This window comes from Pseudomonadota bacterium (assembly GCA_018817425.1).
Taxonomy (GTDB): Bacteria; Desulfobacterota; Desulfobacteria; order Desulfobacterales; family RPRI01; genus RPRI01.
The window spans coordinates 1-24,792 of record JAHITX010000112.1; the positions used below are offsets into that span (position 1 = coordinate 1).

The window sequence follows — 24,792 nt, forward strand, 5'->3', positions numbered from 1 at the left end:
CATAATCGAAACTTTGTTTGAGCTTTTTATAAAAAGTATTGAACCAATAAGACCTGGCCGTTGCTATCCTCGAAAACACCGGATATCATCCAGAAAGTTTTACTTGAACTATAAACCAATCGCTTAAGTTAATGACATTGTGTTGCCATTTATTACCATGTTAATGAGTAGATTAGCATCAATAGAGTCAGCACGTTATGTTCACACACCCAAAATGGACTTCGCTCATCGTAAGGATGGGCAAATTTAAATATTACCAAAGAACAATGTTTTATGCGAGTACCTAACTGGACTTTTTGTCATATATAATAATATCATTGACTTACTTAACTATTTGCGATAGTTTTATAAAAGATATCAAATATAGCGATAACTTTTGAGTCGTTCCTCCAAGTTGACACAAGTATTTTTATTAACAAGTATAATTGGTTTATATATATCGATATAATTATTCTATTATATCGATATAGTGGCTCGAGATTTCTTAACTTTAAGTTCACCTTGTGTTCTTATCTATTGGAAAATATTATGTCATCGAAGATCTCTTTACCACGAAAGACTGTTTCGTATGAGAATCCCAAACTTTTCAGATCCATCGGGTCTCTTATCAAAGAATACCGGAAATAGAGGGGGATAAGCCAGGAGACATTCTCAGAATCAATCCAAATCAGCGTTCGGAAACTACAGAATTGGGACACTAATCGATGCTGTGCACGAATTAGGAATTTGCACGACATTTCCGCATTCACCGGAATCCAGATGCAAGCTTTGGTGGCTCTTAATGCTTTTTATGTCTTTCACTTGAAACCTCCTTACCCGTAAACTATGAGCGGTTCACGGATGGGAGGTTTTCTTTATATTCCCTGAATTGTCAAACTCTGGGAGTCTCACGGCAAAGCCGGGAGTTTACCTGTGATTAATTAAGGTTTGTGGTGGTATATATAAAAATAAAGTTAAGTCCATACACGTGGGGCAGTGCCATAAGCTCATGAGGAGGAAGACGGGTGTCAGCAGGTTTCGGATAGTTTATTGTTTTGTTTTCAACATACAATTTCTTTTGTTGTAATTAATTCTGTCATATTAAACGTCATCCCCATATGAACTATTAATCATTCAGAATAACTATAAGTTACATCTATCGTTTTAACTGTTATAACCAGTCAATATTTTTCAGACTTTGTTTGACTTTTTTCCGGTCTGCTATTATTCTAATACGAAAAATAACTATGGTGAATAATTATGAGTAAAAATACGATATTGGCTGTCGACGATGAATACTCCATGCTTGATTTGATTACACGCTGCCTTGCCAATGAAAAATATAAAATGCTGACAGCACAAAGCGCTGAAGAAGGATTGCGCTTACTAAAAGAGAATGACATCCATCTTGTAATAAGCGATCAAAGAATGCCCGGAATGTCCGGATTGACTTTTTTAACTAAAGTCAAAGCACACTATCCTGATATTATAACAATAATATTAACCGGATATGCTGATATTGAAACAGTACTTGAAGCAATTAATTCAGCCGGGGTCTATAAGTTCATGGTAAAGCCTATGAATATGCTTGATCTAAAAATAACCGTTCAACGCGCTTTAGAATTAAGGCAAATGATTATAGATAAAAATATTCTTTCAAATAAAATTACAGCTTACGAAGCAAGGCTAAAAGAGTTAGAAAGAACGCACCCGGGCATAACAAAATACGAAAAAGATCATGATGGGAATATAATTCTTGATTTGGAATAAATCATTGGCTATATTAGTTAATTAATAGTTTTCTTATCATCTTGCCGGGCAAAGTTTCAACTGCCCTTAAAGCTCCTTCAGGACAAACCTCAACACAGCAGTAACATCTGATACATTTTTCATAATCAAAAGATATTTTTTCTTTGTCATGCGAAATAGATGCAGCAGGACAGTATTTCCAACATTCGCCGCATAACCTGCACAAGCTGCTATCAGCTAATGGCCTTTGGATAAAATGCCTTCGCATCGTTTTTTGAACAAATCCGGGCCCAATAATCAGCGGATTGCGGGACGGAAAAACAAAATTGTTTATCGGCTTAAACTCACCTGTAATACTAATATCATTTTCGGCAAGCCCCAAATCTTTCGCAATTTGATTTGTGGGAAGAATATCAGGATCAATGCCAAGCATTTTACATATCGATATATCCACGCTAAATGCGCTTTTGCCGCCGATAAGCATACCTATATAGCGCGGAGTACCGCCTTTGCCAGGCCCCTGCCCTTCCATTCCCAGTATGCCATCAACAATTGTTGCCTGCGGGCCGACCGCTTTGTGTATACGCACAAGAAGAGTTGCAAACATATCCCTGTCGATCCCACTTCTTAAATGCCATTCCGATTTTTTCATCCCCACTATACATCCGAATAGATTTTTAACACCAAGTGTAAGTAACATCTGAGCATGGGCTTTAAGTTTTGCAATATTAATAATATATTCGGCTTCCATTGCATCTTTTGAAATATCTATAAAGCCGAAAGGCTCTCCGATATCAACCTTTACCGATGTTTTAAAAGCCTTAAACTCTATATCAAGTCCTTCAAAAGCTCTTTTATACCCACCGTCTTTCAATATCTTATCAAACAGGCCTACAGCAGGGCTGTCCGATATCTGCACCCTTGCTCCTTTTCCAAGAATGTACTCTGCTGCAGCTTTTACTACTAAAGGATGAGTGATAATTGCCGTTTCAGGTTTTGCAGAAGAAAGCATATTCGGTTTTATAAGAACTTTCATGCCTTTTACTATTGATACCCCGCATATCGAATCAAGCATATCAAAAACAACGGGCTTTAATATATCATAATCATATTCAGCTTTCCTGAAAATGACTTTGTTCATAGTACAATCCTTCCAAAGAAAAATGTCTTCTATTCTTGCTAAATATATCTTTATTTAATATAGTTTATATATACAAACCTTATAGCGCAAACTTTTTAATCAATTTATTATAATGAAAAAAACTATCCCTAATAAAATTTCAACACACGGATATTATTATGTTGTTATAGCAGCAATTTTATGGGCCATTTCAGGCTCATCATCCAAATATTTGTTCAATTCGGGGATATCTCCTTTTCAGCTTGTTCAACTTCGCATAACAATCTCAGCAGGATTTCTTTTTATTGTACTTTTCATCTGGCGTCGCAACCTTTTGCGAATAGCATCGAAAGATTTGTTCTACTTTTTATTCTTAGGCGCTGCTGCAATGGCTTTAGTCCAGTTTACATATCTTTATACAATAAGTAAAATCAATGTAGCAGCAGCCATACTCTTGCAGTATCTTGCACCTGCTTTTATAACTCTTTATTTAGTTATCTTTGAAAAAGAAAAACTTCACAAAGCAACAGTTATAGCTGTTTTTGGGGCTATACTAGGATGTTATTTTGTTGTCGGAGCTTATAATCTTAATCTTTTTGCTTTAAACAAAGTCGGAGTATTATCCGGCATATTATCTGCCGTTTGTTATGCATGGTATTCGATTTCCGGAGAATATGGAATGCGAAAATACGCCCCGCTAACGGTAGTATTCTATTCGCTTTTTTTTGCCGCAATTACCTGGAATATATTGCATCCGCCTTTTAAAGCACTCTTTCATGCCTATTCGCCTTTTCAATGGGGATTAATTATTTATATAGGAATCTTTGGCACCGTTATTCCTTTCAGTCTGTATCTTGAAGGAATAAATTTAATCCGTTCCACTCGTGCCGCCATAACCGGTACACTTGAACCTATCACTGCTGCCGGCATTTCATATCTGTTATTAAATGAAACCCTTGATCTATTGCAGATTGCCGGAGGAATACTGGTATTAGCTTCTATAGTACTGATGCAATTTAAGGTGCAATATGATGACAAGATTCCGGATCTTATCAGGACAAAGAAGAAGTGAATACTATAGAAAGCATAAATTCTCTTTCGAAACGAATTAAAAGGCATGTAACCGGCCGCAAAAAATCTTTTTTCGCCTCAACATCACCCGGCCTTGAAGATGTTTGCCTTAATGAGTTAAACAATAAACTAAATGATGTCTTGTATCAGAATTTATCCGCACAAAAAGACCTTGTTAAAGATAAAGGCGGCATTCATTTTGAAGGTCGCATATCAGACTGTTATATCGCAAATCTTTATCTTCGCACAGCAAGCAGGATTCTTATGCGGATAGAAGAATTTAAAGCTACAAATTTTATGCAGCTTGAAAAGAAACTTTCCCAATTACCATGGGAGCTTTATCTGCCTGCAAGCACAAATTTTCTACCTGAGATAAAAGTATCTGCAAAACAGTCCAGGCTCTATCATAAAGATGCCATATCTCAGGTTTTTACAGACAGCATCAATAAACGTTTAACGCAAAATACTATATTGCTAAAGGATTCTTCATTAGCGCAAAAAGTTTTTGTACGTGCCATAAATGACAGGTTTGAAATATCAATAGACAGCTCAGGAGAACTTCTTTACAGACGAGGGATAAAAACCCATTCGGCAAAAGCTCCTTTACGGGAAACAATTGCCGCTGCAATTTTAAATTTGTGCGGATATAATGGAAACGAGCCCCTGATAGACCCCATGTGCGGCTCCGGCACTTTTTCAATTGAAGCAGCCATGATAGCTCAAAACATTCCTGCAGGTTACTTCCGAAATTTTGCTTTCATGGAGTGGCCATGCTTTACTCCTAAAAGCTGGGCATATATAAAACGAGTGGCAGAATCGAAGATCAATAATATTTCTACCCCTTCTATCTTTGCATCGGATATAAATTCAGAAGCCTGCAATTTATTGTCTTCCTGTATAAAACAGTATGACTTTCTTAAAATGGTTGAGGTTGTCAAAAATGATTTTTTTGATCTTTCTTCTTCTGCTTTCAAAGGACATACAGGTCTTATAGTTATTAACCCACCCTTTGGGCAAAGATTGGGAAGTCAAGCGGAAAGCAAAAAACTCTTTCAAAGCATATGTAAAAAACTTAAAAAAGATTATACAGGCTGGAAAGCCGGAATCATAGCTCCAGACATTGATCTTTTGAAAAGTCTTCCCTTTACGCTGAAATCTCAAACCCTATATCATGGCGGCCTTAAAATATACTTGCTTTATGGAAGAATAGTATAAAGAGATGTATACGCATAACATCCTGAATTTCACGCATTAGCTTGTATTGTTTTATGTTGACACGCTAATAAGAAAATGGTCTTATTTTATATCCAATTCAAATTATTTTAACTGATAAATACTTTTATTGAGTTTTGAAGATAATTGTTTGCCGATTTTATTTTATACTAAGACTTATATTGACAGTGCTAATCTATCTCATAACCGGAATAAATTAAGCAAAATGCTTTTGGAAGCTACGTGCAACTACGATTATTACAAATAACCTTACCCCATGAGGTTAACTGGGATATCTCGGGCCTTATCTCGGCTAATGATGTTGTTGCCTCCTGGTATGACAACAGCCCTCATAGTCACCTCGTACTCCACCTTATTGTCCCTGCAGACCAAACCGAACCGATTATGGAAGAAATTGAAAAAAGGTACGGCTCAAATCCTGACTTTCGAGGAATCATTATACCAATAGAAGGAATATGGCCGCGCATCGAACCCGATGCTCCTCCAGCCGTCAGTACATTCCAGCCAAAACGCAACTTATTAGGTCAAAGGGTAAGTCGCGAAGAACTATATGCAAATGCCATTGATAGCTGTGATATCACAGCCGGTTTTTTGCTTTTGGTTGCTTTGTCATCCGTGGTTGCAGCAGTTGGACTCACTCGAGATAACTTAGCCGTAATCATAGGTGCAATGCTAATCGCCCCGCTTTTTGGTCCTAACATGTCTTTGGCTGTTGGGACAACCTTCGGTGATCTGAAACTTGTCGGAAAGGCTCTTCAAGCGTCATTAGCCGGTATTGTTTTAGCTACCATAGTATCAGCTATTATTGGTATTGTAACAACAGTCGATCCGGGCATTAATGCAATTGCAGAACGCACAGTAGTGGGTTTTTCCGATATTACTATTGCATTAGCAGCCGGATGTGCCGGTTCACTTGCCTTTACATCAGGTTATTCAAGAGCAGTCATTGGAGTAATGGTTTCCGTGGCACTGTTGCCTCCGCTTGCAACTTTTGGACTTCTTCTCGGCTCCGGTTATTGGTCACTTGCTGCTAATGCATTACTGCTCACAGCAACAAATATAATTTGCATCAACCTTGCCGGTGTTGTTACCTTTCTTTTGCAGGGTGTTAGGCCTACTAACTGGAGAGAGGCAGAAAAGGCCAAACGTGCTATATGGATAGCATCGTTATCATGGATCACGCTGCTGATTGTTTTAGTAGTTATCTTGTCCAGCAGATAATATTATCTGCAATGAAAAATGGGTTCAAGTCTATATATTTTACTAATTCAGGAAATATAATAAAGTTAAATATACTCTTTTGTATCCACTGTTTTTTTACAAATCGTTATCCTTATTAAATTTAATTCTGATATCAGGAGCTTCAACCAGATGAAATGTGGCAGATGCGAATTTGATTTCTCCATTTGTTTTCTCAACTGCATTTAAAATCTTTGTAAAGAGTTCTGTTTTTGTTGCTCTTCTTTTTTTATAATTAACAACATATCTTATAGTGTATTCTACCCAATTATCATTTGCAATTATTGAAACCATGGGTTCTTTTTGTGCATTTTCAAGAAGATACTTGCGTTGTAACGTATTCCACTTTTCCTGTGAATTTTCAGCAAGGCCACCTGCAATTTCATTTGCAACCTGGTAAAATAAATTTTTAGCTTTATCATAATTACTTCCATACTGAATTGGTATTTTTATTTCATCCCATAAGAATGGAAAATCCCCTGAATAATTAAAAACCGGTTCTTTAAAAACAAAGCTATTTGCAATTAATACAATTCTACCATTATACAAATCGCCATCCACCCATTGCCCAATCTCCATAACTGTAGTACGCAAAACACCAATATCCATTACATCGCCCTTAATTCCTCCCAATTGAACACGGTCACCTGTTTTATAAAAGCCACCAAAAAGTATCGCTAGCCATCCAGCAAATGAAGCTATTACTTCTTGAAGAGCAAAAGCAATCCCGGCGCCTGCCACACCCAAGGCAATTGTTAATCCGCCTAATTTATTGCTATACACGATTGTGATTAAAATAATTGTAAAAATAAATCCAACAATATTCGAAAACTTCCTGGTCTTATAGTGATTATTGCTATCCAGTATCTTTGAAATAACTTTGCGTTGAACAACTTTAATCAGCGACCAGATTATTATTATGCCAATAATAATCGTAGAAATTTTCCCCATTGTAGGATTAAATAATATTTTCTTTAAAAGTTCTTCCATCTTGTAATATCTCACAGATGTAAGTTGTTAGCGTCTGCTTAACGAGCAGCCACTGGGGAACAGTATCGAATTTCAAAGACCTTGTTGTCTCATCCCGATGATTCGAATTTATCTTGGCATGGTTCAAATACGCTGCAAAGCCTGTATAGCGTTACTTTAAACCTCTATTATATCTTTAAAATCTTTATATATATAATAATTTCTTAACAATGTTTTTGCAACTATAATCTGGTTTTTTGTCAATTCATGAATAATACTCAATATATTTTCAGATTTAAAAACCTCTGATTTAAAAACCTCTTTCAAATTCACACTCAATCTGTTATTATTATTCAAACAATACTTCACTTAATACTAACAACAAACCTATTAAGGAGGAATAAAATGCCAAAGATAATTTTTACAATACTTCTATCGATTTTATTTATTATCGGTTGCGGAGAAAAAGCTGAAGAAAAGATGATTGAAAAACAAATTAAAAAGGCAACCGGATCAGATGCAAATGTTGAAATTTCGGATAATAAAATCAATATTGTTTCAAGTACAGGAGAAGGTAAGTTTAGCATGTCTATGGGTGAGTCGGTTGAGATTCCAAACGATTTTCCAACAGACATCTTTATCTACAAGCCTTCAGAAACAGTCGCAGCCATCAAAATGCCGGAAGGTTTCTCTATTTCCCTAAAAACCGGAAACGATATAAAAAAGGTTGCCGCATCCTATCAGAAAAAGATGAAGTCTGAAGGCTGGTCTGAAAAAGCAACATTGAATTTTAGCGGCCAACAAGTTTTAGTATATGAGAAAGAAAACCGTAATGCAAATATCGCAATTGCTTCCACGGAGGGTGAAACAAATATTACTCTTACTATCGTTAAAAACTAGATCTGAAGAATTTTATCATCAACATGAAAATTTATTCGAAAAATTACGGGGGTATGATTGACAAATGAAAATACTTCTCATGGATGATGAAAAAATTATTATAGACGTTGTTACAGCTATGCTTAATAAGATCGGCCATGATGTTGTTTTAGCTCAAAACGGGGAAGAAGCAATTCATTTGTTTAGCATAGCATTTGATTCAGCAACACCGATTGATTTAATGATAATGGATTTAACAATTCCTGCAGGCATGGGGGGCAAAGATGCTGTATATGAAATATTGAAAATAGATCCAAATGCTAAAGTAATTGTATCAAGCGGATACTCTCACGATCCAGCAATTATTAACTTCAGAGATTATGGTTTTTCAGCGGCTATTATAAAACCTTTTAAGCTAAAAACACTTATAAAAATTATTAATCAACTTACTGATTAATAGCATCGCTCTTAGATGTAGAATGTAATAATCCCGTATATCCTTTTGATGAAATATTTTTTTTCAAACCAAACAAAGTGAAATTTAGGAGGAATTGTTGTTTTGAAAAGGCAGATATCGGCAATCATTTTATTTATTTTCTTAATAACTGCTTTTCCCCTAACATCCTTTGCGAATAAAGCTTTACAACCTTTGCCGCTCAATGCACATATTGCAGATAAATATCATGACGATCTTAACGGACTTTTAAAAAAACGCTATATTCGAGTTCTGACCACACTAAATCAAACAAATTTTTTCATGTCCAAAGGAAAAATATTCGGATACGAATATGCACTGATCAAAGGATATGAAAAATATCTTAACAAAAAATTTAAAAAAAAAGGATTGCAAATAGTAATAGAATGTATTCCGGTTACCAGAGACCAACTGGTTCCACGTCTTGTTGAAGGATACGGAGATATTGCTGCGGCTGGATTAACCATAACACCTGAAAGAAAAAATAATGTTGTTTTTACTACCCCCTATCTATCAGGTATAGATGAAGTTGTTGTCACCCACAATGGCGGCTTTAGCCCTGTAAAAACTTCTGACCTTGCAGGCCAAAAGGTGCTGGTACGCAAAAGCAGCAGCTATTATCAAAGCCTTCTGCTTCTTAATGAAAAACTCATAAAACAGGGGGAAAAACCCGTTCGGATAATTGCGGCTGATGAAGATCTTGAAACTGAAAACATCCTGGAAATGGTTAACTCCGGAGCTGTGGAAACAACGGTAGCCGATAGTCACATCGCCTCGATCTGGTCCGATATTTTACAAAACATTGACATCCATAAGTCTGTAAAGCTGCGAACCGGTTCGAAAATAGCCTGGATGGTCAGAAAGGAAAATGACCAGTTGCTTGCCAGCCTTAACAATTATTTAAAAAACTATAAAAAAGGGACCTTGCTGGGGAACATATATTTCAAACGCTATTATGCCAATAATAAATGGCTGAAGAATCCCTCAAACCCGGCTGATCTCAAACAACTAAAGCGATATGAGGCTTTAATCAAAAAATATGCTTCGCGCTATGGTTATGACTGGAAACTAATTATGGCTATCGCCTATCAGGAATCAGGTCTTGACCACAAAAAAAAGAGTTCAGCCGGCGCTGTGGGTCTCATGCAGATACTTCCGAAAACGGTCAAAGATAAGCGAATAAATATTAAAAATATTAACAAACTGGAAAATAATATTCATGCGGGTGTAAAATACTTATCTATACTTCAAAAACGCTATTCCACCAACAAATCAATTCACCCCAGAGATAAAATCCGTTTTGCCTTAGCTTCATACAATGCCGGGCCGGCAAAAATTAGAAAAGCAAGACAAATGGCAAAAAAGATGGGGCTTAATCCCAACCGTTGGTTTCGAAACGTTGAAGTAGCAACACTACGGTTGGTAGGGCAAGAAACCGTCCGTTATGTCAGCAATATCAACAAATACTACAACCTGTATCATATCCTTCTTGATGAGGATCAGTAATGGTGCAATAGTAAAAAATTCTACGACTCGCTTACGCATTCATAAAAAAACCACCCCGCCAGCAAGGCTGACGGGGTATCAAAAAAAATCGTTTTGTTTTTTGCTAAGCAAATTTTCCGGAAATTAAAACTCAAGGGGTTACATATTTACTATTTAACTATAATTTTACCGGAAGCCAGCGGAGCTACCATGTTTTGTGTATATATATCATACTTATAAGTACCAGGCTCCATAAATCTTAAACTGGTTGTTTCTCCTTGTGCCAAAAAATCAGTGACAAAACAACCCATATTGGGAGTTAATCTAAAGCCAACCGGAGACTTGGTTGACACAGCACATACTTTACCTTCTTTAAAGCTTGTACTGATTTCAGCTCCTCGTACCCAATTAACCCAGACCACACATGATCCAACTGGAACCTCCAGATATTGAGGGGCTATTGTTATTATTTTTTCCCCTGCCGCGGTTTGTTCGCTAGAAATATTTCCTTTCAAAGATACAATAAAACAATTCTCATCTCCTTTATCTCCTGCATTAACCGCAACAGGATTTACAACAAATGACGCGATGAACAATAACATAACAACAAAACTAGCAACTAAAAATTTACCTTTTTTCATGATGTTCCTCCTTGTTTAATTATATGTTAATAATGATCCACTACATTCATTTATTATAAAATATAGTTTAGATTGCAAATTAATAATGTCAAGGTAAATATCATAAAACAGTAATGAACTACCAAACAGCAGAGCTGAGGTGGCATCAAACAAGTTTCACTTTTATTTTATGAAGCAAAGCTTCGGTAAATTAAACCTCAAGCGATTAAAGATTTACTTGCTATTTAACGATAATTTTACCTGATGCCAGTGGAGCTGTCCTGTTTTGTGTATATATATCATATTTATAAGTACCGGGTTCCATAAATCTTAGACTGGATGTTTCTCCTTGCACCAAAAAATTAGTAACATAGCAACCTAAACCGGGAGTTAGCCTAAAGCTCATAGAAGACTTGGTTTTATCAGCACATACTTTTCCATCTTGAAAGCTTGTACTGATTTCAGCTCCTCGTATCCAATTAACCCAGACCACACATGATCCTGCCGAGACAGTTAAATCTTGAGGACTTATTTTTACTATCGGATACATATCCTTAGAACTCTGTTGAGAAATATTTCCTCTCAGGCTTCCTCTCAAGCTTACAACATAGCATTCGTCATTATCTTTTTCTGCTGCATTAATTGTTACCGGATTTACAATAATAAATGACATGATGAACAATAACATAACAACACTGGCAACTAAAAACTTAACATTTTTCATCATTTTCCTCCATATATACATTTATATCAATTTCAACTACACTCTATAAACCCTTTCTTAAACCATTAATAAAATCCGATTCATTATCAGGGATACTCGATCCCTGATAAATTGTACGTCCCTCTCCATTAATACCAATTATATATGGCAAGCCTTTTACTCCAAATGTTTTGCTTGCAACTGTTCCCTCCAAATCCAGAAGTATCGTATAATTTATGTTTTGTGATTTTTTAAATCGTTGCACAACTTCTGCGGGTTGACCATAGTTAATCCCTAAAACAACAATATCCTGCGCTTGCGCCTTTTCGGCAAATTTTTTGACTACAGGTACTTCTTCCATACAGTAAACACACCATGTTGCAAAAAAAACAATCACAACCCCTTTTTTGCCTTTTAACCGGCTCAAAGTAATTTCATCTCCTTTAAGTGAATTAAGGCTAAAGTCAGGAGTCAGTTTTTCTAAGGATATTTCATTAATATTCTGTAGCGGTTTCACTTTAATAGTTTCAGTGGTGGTTGTTATTTTTTCGGTTGAATTATCAATATGTGTATCTATAGGTACTGGAAATTCTGCTTTTGAAAAAAAATTGATAAGATTCGGAAAATCCGTATTTTGGCCAATGAATACCAGAAACAGGCTTGCTGAAATAATAATTATAAAAGCAAAACCTTTTTTTATAGTTTCCATCCAGCGACCTGCTTTGGGCAGTTTTGAAATGAACCCGGTCATTACTCCTGCCAGAATAATTATGGTTCCCTGACCAAATCCAAACAAAAAAAGTTGAACTCCACTTTTTAAAACATGAACAGCATAATCCACACCCTGAGCTTTTTTAAGCGTAATTGCGATTGCTCCCAAAGCAACAGCCAGGATAGGCCCGGTGCAGGGTCCAATAATCAAACCACTAATGCAACCTACTACAAAAGCACCCAATAAACCCTTAAGATTGGCCGATTTAAACTGTAGTCTTGAAATAAATTGGGGATTAGGAATATTAACCACATCCAACATAAAAAGGCTCATCATTATAAAAAAAATTGCGATTGAATACATAAGCAATCCGTTTCCCATTATTGAACCGTATGTACCTCCTACCGCCGAAATTGTAATACCAAATATAGAATAAACAAAACCCAAACCTGTTACCATGGAAAGGCTGAGAATAAAAGCACGCATTCGGTTATCGCTTGCCTGGTTGCCAATATATCCAACGGTTAAGGGAAGCGCAGGATAAACACATGGAGTAAAAGAGGATAGAATACCACCTCCAAACATCAGGAAGTAAATCATTATACTATCCTGACGAAAAGCTTCTTGTATGAAATTATGCATATACTCTAACATTATATATTACCGGAGTTATTTTTTGATATTTCAGGTTTATAATAATATATTTATTGCTTATTTACTTCTTCAAGAGCCCTTGCAAGATCTTCTAAAAACGGCCGCTTGTTTATATCATGAATGTCTATATATGTTATAATTCCTTTTTTGTTGATTACAAACAAGGCTCTTTCGCTTACACCCTCTGATCGAAGTACACCATATTTGGAAGCTACCGCTCCATGAGGATAAAAATCAGAAAGTACAGGAAACCATATTTTTTCATTCGGATTAGTCATCTGGTTAGTCCAGGAATATAGTGTTGGGATATTGTCTACTGTTATACCAAGCAAGATGGCATTATTTTTTTCAAAAAGCTCTTTTGATATGTTATAACCCGGCCACTGATCAGAGCAAACCGGTGTCCATGCCGCAGGCACAAATGATATAACAACATTATATTTTCCTGCATACTGGCTAAGAGTTATTTTTTCACCTGATACTGATGGGAGAGTAAAATCGGGGGCATGATCTCCGACTTTCAAATTTGTGACAGAATCTGTTGGTTTGAGTTTTCCCACCGGATAAATAGAGCTTGAGTATTTTTCCGGTTGCCCATATGCTATAGTTATTCCCGTTACAACCATAAAAATAATGATACAAAATATATATCTGTATTTATTTATTTGTTTGCTCATGTTTTTCTCCTGATTCTATTCCTGACAATTTTATGATTTCATTCAGGAATTGCTGACTATCCTTAAAACCTCCTTCACTTAAATAAAATTGCTCGACAGAGCCATTTCCATTTAATTTAATACCTATAAAGGTAGGGGTGGCTTTTGCGCGTAACAAGTTAAATATTTCCACGCCTTGATCAGGAAACAGCGGAAAAGGTACTTCATATTTCTTTTTGAAAGAACCTATCTCATAATTACTATTGCCTGCACCTATACCGATTATTTTTATTCTTCCCTTTAAGCCATCCTGTTTTTCTATTATATGATAAAGTTCGTTTACCTTAGATGCCGACCGCTGGCAATGCGGACAATAAAAACTGAATAATTCTATAATCAAAACCTTGGTTTTAATTTGTCCAATATTGAAATCAGTGTCGTCAGAAAGACCCAAATATTTTTTTTCTGCTTCACTTACAGGTGCAGGAAGCTGGAATTCAGGGAAGCTATTACTGTTAAGATGAGAGTTCTCGGGATCGGAAACAGGTTCTGTTCCTTTCGCCAATTGCGCATTATATCCAAAAAACAAACCCAATAATAAACACAGGGCAATATATTTCCATGTTTTATGTATTTTCATAAGTTCTCCCTTTATACATTTAAACATAAATTGTTATTGTTTAAAAACAAATACAGATAAATGAATACAGACAACTCTACGATTTAAAAGATTCAGAGTAGATTATGAATAATTTAATCTAAAATTTATGATCAGGAACTGGGCATATATTTTTGCCGCAAAGCAGCAATTATAACCAAGTGAATAAGCAGTTATTTATATTGTAAGAATTAAATAAAAATTTACAAGTTCTTTTATTAGCGAACTTGTTTTATTACAATAATGATAGTTCAATTCTTCCAAAGGCTATAGCTATACCCCATAAAAATAAAAGAGCCAATATTGAAGACAAAACCATAAGCTTGCAGGCTTTTTTGATATGAATCCATTGAGCTTCTCCAAAGTCTACACCTATATATGGTTTTGATATGAGTTGCCCTCCGTAGTAATTAGGCCCTCCAAGTTTTACCAAAAGAGCACCGGCAAATGCCGCTTCAGAACATCCCGAATTAGGGCTTGAATGATTAGAACCTTCTTTTACGGCTGTTTTAAAAGAAGAAATACCTTTTCCGCAAAGCATTTGAGCTGCACAGGAAATTATAAAAATTGAGATACGAGCCGGTATATAATTTGCCACATCATCGATTTTCGCCGATGCTTTCCCAAAATCAATATACTTTTCATTTTTATATCCTACCATAGAATCAAGCGTGTTGATCATTTTATAAGAAATTGCAAAAGGCGCTCCTCCAATGGCTGCAAAAAATAACGGAGATATAACACCATCTACAAGATTTTCCGCAACCGTTTCAACTGCCGCCCTTACTACCCCTTCTTCGGAAATATTTTTGGTATCTCTCCCCACTATCATTGAAAGTTTTATTCTTGCTTCTTTGAGACCTGATTTCCGGAAAGCATGCATTACATCTAATGCCGCATCTTTAAGGGAGCGAACCGAAATGCAGTAATATACAAGAATAATTTCTACAATAATTCCAAAAACAGGATGAATCAGGTATGATATATAAACCATAAAAAAAGTGAGCGAAAACGATGCAAAAATTAAAAAAAGGCAAAACAGCAAACCGCTTGTAAAAAGCTTTACAGGAAATTTTCTAAATACAGGTTCAAAAAACGAAATGGCTTTGCCAATTACTCTTATTGGATGTGGAAAAGAGGGCGGATCTCCCAATATAAGATCTAAAACAAAAGCGCTGGGAAGAATATACCATAAAGGGATAAATTCCATTATCAGTTTATTTCCCACCCAAATTTGAAATCATATCTACCAGCTTTTTTGCTATCAAACGATTTAAAAATGGAGTTTTCATGGAAACCCGTAGGTTTTGATCGGACAGGCCCTGAAAATTTGAACAGTTTCTTATAAGTATTTTTTCAGATGACAGGCGCTCGCATATATCTTTAGCAGATAAATTTTTACCCAGCTTAAATAAAATAAAAGACGTTGAACTCGGAAAAATTTTTACCTCAGAAATTTTCTCAAATTGTTTTACAAATCGAATACGTTCTTTCTCAAGAAAATCTACTGTTTTTTCTATAAAATCCTGAGCATTATTTTCAGGACTCATTAAATAATACACAGCAGCCTGGGCAATGCTGTTTACATTCCACGGAAGCACATAGGGTAAAAATTTATTTATATTTTCTTTTGAAGCAATCAAAAACCCTATTCTCAAGCCCGGTATCTTAAATATTTTGGACATTGAATTTAGCACAATTAAATTTTTAAAGTCTGAATTTAGAATACTCTTTTCTTTGCCGCCTCTCGCAAAAGGCATGTAAGATTCATCTACAATAAAATTTTTCTTGGGAAATGATCTGATAAGAGATTCAAGATCAAGCCGATTAATCAACACTCCGGTAGGATTATTTGGATTGCATATAAAAATCGTATCAAAATTTACTATCGTTTTTTTTAACAGGTCTAAATCAGGATAATAATATAAAGATTCATCCAAAATGAAATATTCGTATTCAACTTTGTTCATTATACACGAATCTTCATAATCGGAATATGTTGGACCGATAATAAGGGCTTTTTTAGAACAAAGAGCTTTTGGAATGTTATAGATAAACTGTGTAGTACCGTTTCCTGCAAGAACCCTATCTTTACTTATATTATAGTATTTTGAAAATGCCAGGATCGCCTCGTTTGAATCAACTTCCGGAAGGGAGGTTATGGAGTTGATATTCTTTTTTAAAAACGAAACCAATCCGGCAGGCGGCCCCAAAGGATTAACATTGCTGCTCATGTCAATAATTTCAGAAGGATTACAGTTAAGCTGTGCTGCAAGTTTATAAATATTTCCACCGTGACCTGTTATCATAAATAGCCCTCAGCAGCCACAATGAGAAAAAGGCATGACTCTGTAATTTCTACCATAGCACCAAGCATATCCCCTGTTATGCATCCCATTCGACGTTTATAGTAATACAAAATAACTCCTGTTATGATTATAAATCCGTAAAGCAATATTACACCTTTTACTCCGAGAAAATAACTGAAAACTATAGGAATGATCAAAGTTATAAAATAATATGGTTTAACAGATTCTTTGAAAAAGTCAAAAGCGGTTCCTCCGTCCGGTCTTCCATAAGGTAGAAATTTCATACCGAAAATCATTGTAGATCTTGAATAAATGGGAACAAGGACAAGGATAAAATTACGGCTTTCGTTAAGAGATGCGATTGCGCCACATTTAACAGCCAGAGCGAATATGATTGTAACAAGCCCCATAGCGCCCATTCTGCTGTCTTTCATAATTAAAAGTGCTTTCTCTTTGGGCCTGTGGCCTAAAAGGCCGTCTGCCATATCTCCAAGGCCATCAATATGCAAAGCTCCTGTTAAAATGGCAAGAAGCATTACATCAAGAATGGAAACAAGGTACCCAGGCCACAAATAAAAAGCTATCAGGTCAAAGGCGGATACAAGAATTCCGATTATAAGTCCCACAACCGGAAAATAGGGTATGATTTTATTGGCATCAAATTCTGATGTTTTTCCGGCGGGTAGTATTGTCAGAAACTGTATGGCTGATTTTAAATACACCATGTTATTTGCACTTTGCATCTTCTTTAATTACAACCGGTATACCTGCAACCATCCATATAACCCAGTTTGCTATCGATGCAATTTTCTGGTTTACAAGGCCTGCTGCATCCCTGAAAATTCTTGATAATTCATTATCAGGCACAATACCGCTACCTACTTCATTTGAAACCAGTATAACCGGACAATTTGAATTCTTAAGTGAAGAAACAAGTTTTTGAATACTCTCTGATACCTTATCGATATCGGTATGTTGGAGCATAATATTGTTTATCCATAAAGTAAGGCAATCTATAAGAATAATATCTGACTTTGCACTCCATTGCGATATTGCTTCGGATAGTAAAACAGGTTCTTCAATCGTATGCCATGTTTTGGATCTTTCTTCTTTATGCCGTCTTATTCTTTCTTTCATTTCTTCATCAAAGGGTGTGCATGTCGCAATAAAGATTTTTTTATCGCCTGCAATATTATCGGCCAGATTTAGGGCATGACGGCTTTTTCCGCTTTTACAGCCTCCGGTTAAAAATATAATCTCTTTCACAAATACTCTCCTTCGGCAATTTTAAATACTGCATCTACATCTATATGTTTTTCAAAATGGTCTGCCAGAAGATCATATTCTTTATCTCTTTCGGCAAAGCCGGTTAAGTTCGAGATCGCAGGCTGGTCAATACCGATTGTTTCAAGCCATTTTTTCACAATCAAGGGGGTATCAAAAACACCATGCATATATGTGCCCATTATCTTTTTATTGCTTGATATGCATCCATCAAAATCCCGGCAGGTAATATTATTACGATCCGTTACTTCAAATATATATTCATTGCTTTCATTTATAGTTTGCCCCATATGAATTTCATATCCGGTTCCACTGATACCATCCCATGAAAACCTGGTAAGCGTTGTAACTTTTGGAGCTTTCAAGGTGGTTTCTGTCGGCAGAAGCAAAAGGCCTTTACTTGTACCCGGCATCCCTTCAAGGCCATAAGGATCATGTATAGCACGACCCAGCATTTGGTATCCGCCGCAAATCCCAAGCACGTGTCCGCCCATATCTGCATAAGCTAAAATTTTTTCCGACCAGCCTGTCTCTTCAAGCCATGTAAGATCATAGCGGGTATTTTTGGAACCTGGAATAATGACTGCTTTAAAATCAGACAAATCGCAAGCTGTTTGAATATAATCCAGCCTTATATTTTTTATACGTGAAAGAGGATCAAAATCAGTAAAATTGGAAATATGCGGAAGTCTGATTACTGCAACGGAAGGAAGGCCATTATTGTTAGAATTAACTTGTCTCGGACTCTCTATTACTACCGAATCTTCCGCATCTATCTTTATGTGGTTATACCAGGGAAGAACACCAAATATTTTTTTGCCCGTTTTATTTTCTATCCATTTCTTACCGTCTTCAAAAAGCCTTAAATCCCCCCTGAACCTGTTTATTATAAATCCTGCTATCTGCTTTCTTTGATCAGAATCAATACATTCAAGAGTTCCAACAAGCTGTGCAAATATTCCGCCCCTATGAATGTCTCCTACAAGTATAACCGGCGCTTTGGCATATTTGGCCATACGCAAATTTACAATATCATTAGGCATAAGATTTACTTCCGCACAGGAACCTGCACCTTCAATAACTATAAGCTCATAATTATCACGCAGACGATCAAGAGAATTACATGTTTTTTCAAACAGGCTCTCTTTTCTTGTATGGTATTCAAATGCAGTAGAGTTTTCAAGTGCTTTACCAAGAAGTACTATCTGTGAGCCGGTTTCTCCGGTTGGTTTTAAAAGAACCGGATTCATATCTACATGCGGCGGAATTTTTGAGGCTTCAGCCTGAACAATCTGGGCACGACCCATTTCAAGGCCATCCGGGGTAATTCCGGAATTATTCGACATGTTTTGCGCCTTAAAGGGCGCAACCTTAATACCCTTATTGGCAAATATACGGCAAAGAGCTGTTACAACAATGCTTTTACCAACATCGGAACCGGTACCTAAAACAGCTATACAACGGGCTCTCTTTTGTTTGGGGGAGGAATTATTTATGCTTTTATGATTCACATTTAACCAGCTTTTACTGTTTTACCATCCTTTCTTTTTGATATTCAAGGCAGGAATTAATAAATTCCTTGGCAGCCTCGGGAGTACCGCCTAAATGTAAATTAATGTAGCTTCCAATCGTATGGTTAATAAGAAAGCCCTCAGGTACATTTTTTTGTCCGAATAATCCCGATACACTGTAAATGTTTTCGATATTTACATCGATATCCGATAATTCCGAATAATGAAATTCATAACCTCTTACAGTCTGCCCACTTTTACCTACCACAGTGTCTCTCTTTAGTTTTATCTCTCTATAACCCACAGTCCTTAAATGGGATAACATCCGCGTACTGAAAGGAAAACAACCTGTCATAGGATAAATATTGCCATCGGCATTATAAAGTTCACGGCAAAGATACATAAAACCTCCGCATTCACCGTAAATAGGCATTCCTTCAAGGCTCCTTTCCCGTACTGCCCGTCTTAAGCCGGAATTATTTGAAAGTTGGGCAGCAAACAGCTCGGCATACCCGCCGCAAAAATAAATGCCATCTATGTTTTCAGGCAAACGGCCATCTTTTAGTGGTGAAAAATATACCAGCTCAGCGCCGGCGGCTTCCAAATTATCAAGATTATCTTTGTAGTAAAAACAAAAAGCATCATCTCTTGCCATGGCAATTCTTACAACAGGTTTTATTTTTTCAACATTTAACGGCATTTCATCGGACGTTGGGCTTCCCAATTTTTTATCAGGCAGGCTTTCCAGTAATTTATCAATATCGATATTTTTTTCTACTATATTGGCAAGCTTTTCAATATCTTTATCAGATAATCGATTGTCATGAAGTGTTGTTAAACCTAAATGCCGTTTAGGAATTGCAATTTCTCTGTCGTATAAAACACCCCCCAGACACGGCATTTTTACATTATCTTCCAAAGAGTCTTTCAAATATTGCAGTTGCTTATTACTCCCAACCTTATTGAAAATAACACCTGCAAAAGACAAACTATGATCAAAGTCTTCAAAACCTCGTATGAGCGCAGCAACGCTTCTTGCCATGTTTCCTGCATCAACAACAAGTATGACAGAAAGCTCCAGCCATTTTGCTATTTGAGCACTAGAACCTGACTCACTTTTTCCGTCATATCCATCAAAGAGGCCCATAAATCCTTCAACAACAGCAACATCCGCATTTTCGGAATATTTTCTAAAACACCCCAAATTATACGGTTTTGATAACATCCATCCGTCAAGATTCACACTGTTTTTGCCTGTAACTCTGACATGATGTCCCGGATCTACAAAATCAGGACCTACTTTAAAAGGGGCAACATCTATTCCCCGTTTTTTAAGTGCAGCCAAAAGCCCAAGAATAACGGTTGTCTTTCCAACTCCACCCTTTGTTCCGGATATAAGTAATCTCTTGATAGCAAACACCTCCTTAAAAAATAATCCAACTATGCGCCTAATTCTTTTTTAGACTTATATATTACACCCCTCCATAAAGTCCATTATATTTTAAACTTTAATCTTTAAAAATGCCTTTATTCCGGCATAAAAGCAGCTATATTTAACCATCGCATGATAAATAACGAATATAAATTATTGCTTTAATTATATCAAAATACCCCCTAACTCAAATTATTAGAATCGGGAATAAAATAATTTTTAAAACAACAACTCAGGTACGCTAACTATACGCTTAAGTTTTCAACAAGATTTAAAATTGATGACCTCGCAAGAAGTCTTTAAATCCCTGTTTTGTCATGCCGGACCCCATACGGCATCCATTAATTTCAATAGGTTCTGAATACCGGCTTTCGCCAGCATGAGGGTTTGGGAACTTTTTACGAATTAATCAAACATTGATATAACGTTTGATATTTAAAGATATGTTGATAATAAATCAATACATATTTAGCAAGAAATATAGAATATTGATTTTAAAAGCTTTTATTTGTTTACAAATCATTGTTTGAGAAAATCTGATTGAACCATTAAAAGGCCATAATAGTTAGAGCCACTTTCAAAACATTTCAGTTTGGTCAAGCTCAAGGCGGGCGAAAATTTCAACCACAGGAATACATTGAGTATTTCGAGGATAGCGCTAAAGGTTAGCGCTTATGCTTCACTACGTGTCACTTCGTGCGAAATTTTCTCCCAACTCAGAGATCGGCCAAAATGGGGCGTTTTAAAACTGGCTCGTTAGGTTAATTTTATAAGGCTCTGTCTTCTATCCCCATATCTTTCAATAGGTTCATTCTCACGGTTAACTTATCTGCCTTCCCGCTGGGAAGTAGAGGTAACGGCAATGACTGAATTTTGATAATGTCAGGTTTCTTATAATTTGCAAGGTTTTCACTAAATCTTGAGCGGACGTCTTCTTCACTCAGAAATATCCCATCTTTTACAACAATATTGAGAAACGTTTTTTCACCCAGTACATTATCCGGATAACTGACCAAAACTGCTGTATTTACTTCAGGCATATTCATGACAAAAGCCTCGATTTCACCCGGATAGATATTAAAGCCCCCTCTCATGATTATCTCTTTTTTACGGCTAACCAATTGAATGTTTCCCAGTTCATCAATAAACCTGGCCATATCACCGGAATGCCAAAAGCCTTGACCATCTTTTTCTTTTTTTGTCAAATCCGGTTTGTTCCAGTAAAATTTAAAAACAGATGGCCCCTTAAACCATAATTCACCAACCTCCCCTCTTGGCAATTCATCCCCTTTCTCATCACAAATTATTAATTCAACATTTGAAAGCGTTTTGCCAATAGTATTATAAGCAATTTCTTCAGGATCATCTCTGCGGGTCATTAGAACACCACCTGCCTCTGAGCTTCCCATAAGCTGAAGAAGACATATGTCATATGTTTTCTTAAATAGTATCATTTGTTCAGGCGGTGCATAATACCCGACAGTTATTCCGAATTTAAAAGAGGAAAGGTCACGATTTGAAAGTTCCGGCATTTTTATGATCGGCAGCATATACATTGTTGGAACGCCGGTAAACCATGTGACTTTTTCTTTTTCTATAAGGTCTATAAATAAGAAAGGGTCATAGGTTTCCATTAAGACAATTTTTTGTCCCAATAAAAAAGCCACATTAAAAAATATCTCAATTCCTGTCATATGAGCCCAGGGCGCTGCAAGAAGTAGTACATCCTTTTGTGTTAAAAACCATACTTCTTTTATAAATGCCTTGGAGTTGCATAGAAGAGAGTCATGGGAATGAACAACCCCTTTGGGAACACCCGTTGTGCCCGAAGTATACAATATCAATAGTTCATCGGATGACTCAGGCCTGTTTGACTCCATTTTTGATAAATCAGTGGTCGCAGTGTTTACAAGACTATCAAAAGAAAGAAACGGCTCTTTAACAAAAGTATCTTTTCCATAAACAATTATATGTTCAAGAGTGGAAGTTTTTTCTTTTATTTCTTTTGCAGCTTTTGAAAAGTTAAAATTGTCAAATTCATCAACCGTTACCAAAATCCTGCAACCGGAATCTTTCACAAAATATTCAAGCTCCATCTTGCGATAACGGGAATTGATAGGAACTGCTACTATCCCTACTCTCACAGCCGCAAACCAGGCAATCAATACTTCCGGATGATTCGGCCCCCAAATTCCCAGCCGGTCTCCTTTTTTCATACCAAGACTAAGAAGGTTCGCCGCCAGATTCTTGGTCAACAGATCCAGTTCCTTCCAGCTTATTCTTCTATCTCCATATACAATCACCGTTTCATCTGGTTTTTGGTCTACCCACTTATCCAGAATATCTACGGCAGTCTCTCCCTCGGTTTTTGTCCAATATTTTGAATAATCGACATTACTATTCATCTGTTTACTTTCCTGTATAATTTATTGATGACCATACTATTTCAATTTCTTTCTACATACTACTTAATCCGTACTAAAGGGTGCATCCCTACTACCTTCCAAGCCGCAACAATTTCCCCAAGTTCATAGATTCAGGATCCAGGCTCACGTTTATCTTCTGACGTATCCAGTATAAGGTCGCATGATCTACCTGAATATCATACACTTGAGCACCGGAAAACGGAGTCACTGCCATCTGCGAATCACCATTTAGATATTCCTGACAACCATAAAGGAGATAATTTAATTTCCACAATTTCATCTGCCGATCGTAGAGATCCGCTATTGCAACCGCGCTTCCACTATGTATGTAAGGCCAAATCGGTAGATATGCAACCCTCTTTCCATATATATGCTTGATCTTAGGTATGCAATCTACTACATCCACTGGCACTATGGCCCAACCAAGTCGGGGAAATTTTTTACCTTCATCAAATTGTAAGCTCTTACTAACCTTTCCCTTTTCATCCTTTATAGGAGTTGGATTCTTGGGTTCGGGCACCAACAAAAACTTTTTTTCTATGAGCATAAGATTCCAATCTGAAGGTGGATCCTGAAAGCAAAAAGCATCTCCATAGGTCATATCCGACCCTGCTATATTATCTTGCCAGGTGGTGGCGCTTACCCGCATTGTCCTTTTAAAGGCAGGAAGGTAGACAAATCCAGTATCGTAATCCTTCGCAGTATCATACATGTCTCTCGGTAAGCTGTCCCAACCCTTTTAGCTCCCGGGGAGAAGTAGATAAACTAATCTTTTTAATAAGTATGTTATCATAACCCGGAATTAACCCAAGAGGAGGCAAAAGTGTTCTGCCACTATATTTAACATACATGACTTCTTGCCCAGATGTTTTATAAATCTTCCCCTTGGAATTAACGTACCACAAAAAGGCCGGCAAACCATACCAAGTATCCCATACAACTCCGTATGTATGGTTAGCCAATGCTTCCAGTCCATTCTCTGTCCAGGGAAAAGGATAGCCTCCCGGCCAGATAATGCCTGTCTTTCCATAGTAAACCGCTCCATTTTTATCCATGACAGCCTTGCCACGATTCCTTTCGGTAGCCTCCCGGAAGGCTTTTGGATTCAACTTATCAGGCGACAGTTGAGTTCCCATCCTCAGAACCATTCCCCTTTTTACGCTTTCATATACACCCGGAGTAATATACTCCTTAACCAACTCCACATTGTTCTTGTCAATCATATCACCGATCTTCACCTTACCGCCGGTCAGATCCTCGATTGTGGGAAGCTTCGCCTTTCCTTCGACCACATCCTTTATGGATGGTATATCTGCACCTATCAGTGCCCCTGGCAACAGAAGTGTAAAAATAAAGGCAAATAATACTATTACCAAATTACCTGTTTTATAAATTTTCATCTCAAATTCTCCTCCATTTATTTTCAGAATTGATAAGTTATTCTGCCGAAGACTTCATTAGCCCAATCTAAGGATCCATATCTACTAGGCCTTGTTTCTTCTCCTCCCAGGATCACTCCGTAAATATCAAAAATCCAGTGATTACCATATATATACTTAAAACCAGGACGAAACATACTGCACCCGTCTAAGTCATAAAGCGCCGTCAATGAAAGCTTAACGTCATTA

At 36.7% G+C, this 24,792-nt stretch carries 23 protein-coding genes and 1 pseudogene; 7 read left to right on the top strand and 17 right to left on the bottom strand.

What is annotated here, in order from left to right:
- The first annotated feature begins 1,239 nt into the window (after positions 1–1,239).
- A complete protein-coding gene (locus KKC46_19220) occupies positions 1,240–1,749 on the top strand; it encodes a response regulator (protein MBU1055935.1) in 510 nt (169 codons plus the stop codon).
- A gap of 13 nt (positions 1,750–1,762) precedes the next feature.
- Here KKC46_19220 and KKC46_19225 read toward each other — a convergent pair whose 3' ends face one another.
- Entirely contained in the window at positions 1,763–2,869 is a 1,107-nt protein-coding gene (locus KKC46_19225) for a DUF362 domain-containing protein (protein ID MBU1055936.1), read from the bottom strand.
- Between the two features lie 112 nt (positions 2,870–2,981).
- On the opposite strand from KKC46_19225, the gene KKC46_19230 reads away from it, so the two are divergent.
- The 3 genes from KKC46_19230 to KKC46_19240 all read left to right on the top strand — a co-directional run bounded on the left by KKC46_19230 (position 2,982) and on the right by KKC46_19240 (position 6,373).
- A complete protein-coding gene (locus KKC46_19230) occupies positions 2,982–3,920 on the top strand; it encodes a DMT family transporter (protein ID MBU1055937.1) in 939 nt (312 codons plus the stop codon).
- On the top strand, positions 3,917–5,134 hold the full coding sequence (locus KKC46_19235) for a hypothetical protein (protein MBU1055938.1): 1,218 nt from the start codon (positions 3,917–3,919) through the stop codon (positions 5,132–5,134). Before KKC46_19230 ends, KKC46_19235 begins: the two co-directional genes overlap by 4 nt.
- Positions 5,135–5,374: 240 nt before the next feature.
- Positions 5,375–6,373 (top strand): TIGR00341 family protein, encoded by a 999-nt coding sequence (locus KKC46_19240; GenBank protein ID MBU1055939.1) that lies wholly within the window; start codon positions 5,375–5,377, stop codon positions 6,371–6,373.
- Positions 6,374–6,469: 96 nt separating this feature from the next.
- Here the strand turns inward: KKC46_19240 and KKC46_19245 are convergent, their stop codons facing one another.
- The gene (locus tag KKC46_19245; protein MBU1055940.1) at positions 6,470–7,381 is read right to left on the bottom strand and encodes a mechanosensitive ion channel family protein; all 912 of its coding nucleotides are present in this window, start codon (positions 7,379–7,381) and stop codon (positions 6,470–6,472) included.
- A gap of 384 nt (positions 7,382–7,765) precedes the next feature.
- Between KKC46_19245 and KKC46_19250 the strand changes: the two genes are divergently transcribed.
- From KKC46_19250 to KKC46_19260, 3 genes are all read left to right on the top strand, one after another.
- Positions 7,766–8,260 (top strand): hypothetical protein, encoded by a 495-nt coding sequence (locus tag KKC46_19250; GenBank protein MBU1055941.1) that lies wholly within the window; start codon positions 7,766–7,768, stop codon positions 8,258–8,260.
- A gap of 64 nt (positions 8,261–8,324) precedes the next feature.
- Positions 8,325–8,696, top strand: coding sequence for a response regulator (locus KKC46_19255; GenBank protein ID MBU1055942.1), 372 nt, complete (start codon positions 8,325–8,327; stop codon positions 8,694–8,696).
- Between the two features lie 93 nt (positions 8,697–8,789).
- Positions 8,790–10,220, top strand: a complete 1,431-nt coding sequence (locus KKC46_19260) for a transglycosylase SLT domain-containing protein (GenBank protein MBU1055943.1) — start codon at positions 8,790–8,792, stop codon at positions 10,218–10,220.
- 149 nt (positions 10,221–10,369) lie between these two features.
- Here the strand turns inward: KKC46_19260 and KKC46_19265 are convergent, their stop codons facing one another.
- The 15 genes and pseudogenes from KKC46_19265 to KKC46_19335 all read right to left on the bottom strand — a co-directional run.
- Complete coding sequence (locus KKC46_19265) at positions 10,370–10,840, bottom strand: hypothetical protein (GenBank protein ID MBU1055944.1); 471 nt, start codon at positions 10,838–10,840, stop codon at positions 10,370–10,372.
- 220 nt (positions 10,841–11,060) lie between these two features.
- Complete coding sequence (locus tag KKC46_19270; GenBank protein MBU1055945.1) at positions 11,061–11,546, bottom strand: hypothetical protein; 486 nt, start codon at positions 11,544–11,546, stop codon at positions 11,061–11,063.
- Between the two features lie 40 nt (positions 11,547–11,586).
- Positions 11,587–12,834, bottom strand: a complete 1,248-nt coding sequence (locus KKC46_19275) for a redoxin domain-containing protein (GenBank protein MBU1055946.1) — start codon at positions 12,832–12,834, stop codon at positions 11,587–11,589.
- A 104-nt stretch (positions 12,835–12,938) separates the two neighbouring features.
- Positions 12,939–13,514 (bottom strand): peroxiredoxin, encoded by a 576-nt coding sequence (locus KKC46_19280; GenBank protein MBU1055947.1) that lies wholly within the window; start codon positions 13,512–13,514, stop codon positions 12,939–12,941.
- A 31-nt stretch (positions 13,515–13,545) separates the two neighbouring features.
- Positions 13,546–14,184 carry a redoxin domain-containing protein gene (locus KKC46_19285; GenBank protein ID MBU1055948.1) on the bottom strand — a complete coding sequence of 213 codons (639 nt, stop codon included), beginning with the start codon at positions 14,182–14,184 and terminating at the stop codon, positions 13,546–13,548.
- Between the two features lie 253 nt (positions 14,185–14,437).
- Positions 14,438–15,412 (bottom strand): adenosylcobinamide-phosphate synthase CbiB, encoded by a 975-nt coding sequence (gene cbiB / locus KKC46_19290; GenBank protein MBU1055949.1) that lies wholly within the window; start codon positions 15,410–15,412, stop codon positions 14,438–14,440.
- A gap of 7 nt (positions 15,413–15,419) precedes the next feature.
- Positions 15,420–16,511, bottom strand: a complete 1,092-nt coding sequence (locus KKC46_19295) for an aminotransferase class I/II-fold pyridoxal phosphate-dependent enzyme (protein ID MBU1055950.1) — start codon at positions 16,509–16,511, stop codon at positions 15,420–15,422.
- Positions 16,508–17,236 (bottom strand): adenosylcobinamide-GDP ribazoletransferase, encoded by a 729-nt coding sequence (gene cobS, locus KKC46_19300; GenBank protein MBU1055951.1) that lies wholly within the window; start codon positions 17,234–17,236, stop codon positions 16,508–16,510. Before cobS ends, KKC46_19295 begins: the two co-directional genes overlap by 4 nt.
- Position 17,237: 1 nt before the next feature.
- The gene (gene cobU, locus KKC46_19305; GenBank protein ID MBU1055952.1) at positions 17,238–17,777 is read right to left on the bottom strand and encodes a bifunctional adenosylcobinamide kinase/adenosylcobinamide-phosphate guanylyltransferase; all 540 of its coding nucleotides are present in this window, start codon (positions 17,775–17,777) and stop codon (positions 17,238–17,240) included.
- On the bottom strand, positions 17,774–19,291 hold the full coding sequence (locus KKC46_19310) for a cobyric acid synthase (GenBank protein ID MBU1055953.1): 1,518 nt from the start codon (positions 19,289–19,291) through the stop codon (positions 17,774–17,776). The genes cobU and KKC46_19310 overlap by 4 nt, the downstream gene beginning before the upstream one ends.
- 28 nt (positions 19,292–19,319) lie before the next feature.
- On the bottom strand, positions 19,320–20,717 hold the full coding sequence (locus KKC46_19315) for a cobyrinate a,c-diamide synthase (GenBank protein ID MBU1055954.1): 1,398 nt from the start codon (positions 20,715–20,717) through the stop codon (positions 19,320–19,322).
- Between the two features lie 788 nt (positions 20,718–21,505).
- Positions 21,506–23,143: an acyl--CoA ligase gene (locus KKC46_19320; GenBank protein ID MBU1055955.1), complete on the bottom strand. Its 1,638-nt coding sequence runs from the start codon at positions 23,141–23,143 to the stop codon at positions 21,506–21,508.
- A gap of 91 nt (positions 23,144–23,234) precedes the next feature.
- Positions 23,235–23,885, bottom strand: a pseudogene (locus KKC46_19325) (DUF1329 domain-containing protein).
- The gene (locus KKC46_19330; GenBank protein MBU1055956.1) at positions 23,869–24,564 is read right to left on the bottom strand and encodes a DUF1329 domain-containing protein; all 696 of its coding nucleotides are present in this window, start codon (positions 24,562–24,564) and stop codon (positions 23,869–23,871) included. The pseudogene KKC46_19325 and the gene KKC46_19330 overlap by 17 nt, the downstream one beginning before the upstream one ends.
- 23 nt (positions 24,565–24,587) lie before the next feature.
- Positions 24,588–24,792, bottom strand: a 205-nt coding sequence (locus KKC46_19335) for a hypothetical protein (protein ID MBU1055957.1), incomplete at its 5' end; no start/stop codon positions are given.

Coding starts and splice junctions, on each gene's coding strand:
- KKC46_19220 (MBU1055935.1), top strand. CDS start 1,240: ATGAGTAAAAATACGATATTGGCTGTCGACGATGAATACTCCATGCTT.
- KKC46_19225 (MBU1055936.1), bottom strand. CDS start 2,869: ATGAACAAAGTCATTTTCAGGAAAGCTGAATATGATTATGATATATTA.
- KKC46_19230 (MBU1055937.1), top strand. CDS start 2,982: ATGAAAAAAACTATCCCTAATAAAATTTCAACACACGGATATTATTAT.
- KKC46_19245 (MBU1055940.1), bottom strand. CDS start 7,381: ATGGAAGAACTTTTAAAGAAAATATTATTTAATCCTACAATGGGGAAA.
- KKC46_19250 (MBU1055941.1), top strand. CDS start 7,766: ATGCCAAAGATAATTTTTACAATACTTCTATCGATTTTATTTATTATC.
- KKC46_19255 (MBU1055942.1), top strand. CDS start 8,325: ATGAAAATACTTCTCATGGATGATGAAAAAATTATTATAGACGTTGTT.
- KKC46_19265 (MBU1055944.1), bottom strand. CDS start 10,840: ATGAAAAAAGGTAAATTTTTAGTTGCTAGTTTTGTTGTTATGTTATTG.
- KKC46_19270 (MBU1055945.1), bottom strand. CDS start 11,546: ATGATGAAAAATGTTAAGTTTTTAGTTGCCAGTGTTGTTATGTTATTG.
- KKC46_19275 (MBU1055946.1), bottom strand. CDS start 12,834: ATGATTTACTTCCTGATGTTTGGAGGTGGTATTCTATCCTCTTTTACT.
- KKC46_19280 (MBU1055947.1), bottom strand. CDS start 13,514: ATGGTTGTAACGGGAATAACTATAGCATATGGGCAACCGGAAAAATAC.
- KKC46_19285 (MBU1055948.1), bottom strand. CDS start 14,184: ATGAAAATACATAAAACATGGAAATATATTGCCCTGTGTTTATTATTG.
- cbiB (MBU1055949.1), bottom strand. CDS start 15,412: ATGGAATTTATCCCTTTATGGTATATTCTTCCCAGCGCTTTTGTTTTA.
- KKC46_19295 (MBU1055950.1), bottom strand. CDS start 16,511: ATGATAACAGGTCACGGTGGAAATATTTATAAACTTGCAGCACAGCTT.
- cobS (MBU1055951.1), bottom strand. CDS start 17,236: ATGGTGTATTTAAAATCAGCCATACAGTTTCTGACAATACTACCCGCC.
- KKC46_19320 (MBU1055955.1), bottom strand. CDS start 23,143: ATGAATAGTAATGTCGATTATTCAAAATATTGGACAAAAACCGAGGGA.
- KKC46_19330 (MBU1055956.1), bottom strand. CDS start 24,564: ATGAAAATTTATAAAACAGGTAATTTGGTAATAGTATTATTTGCCTTT.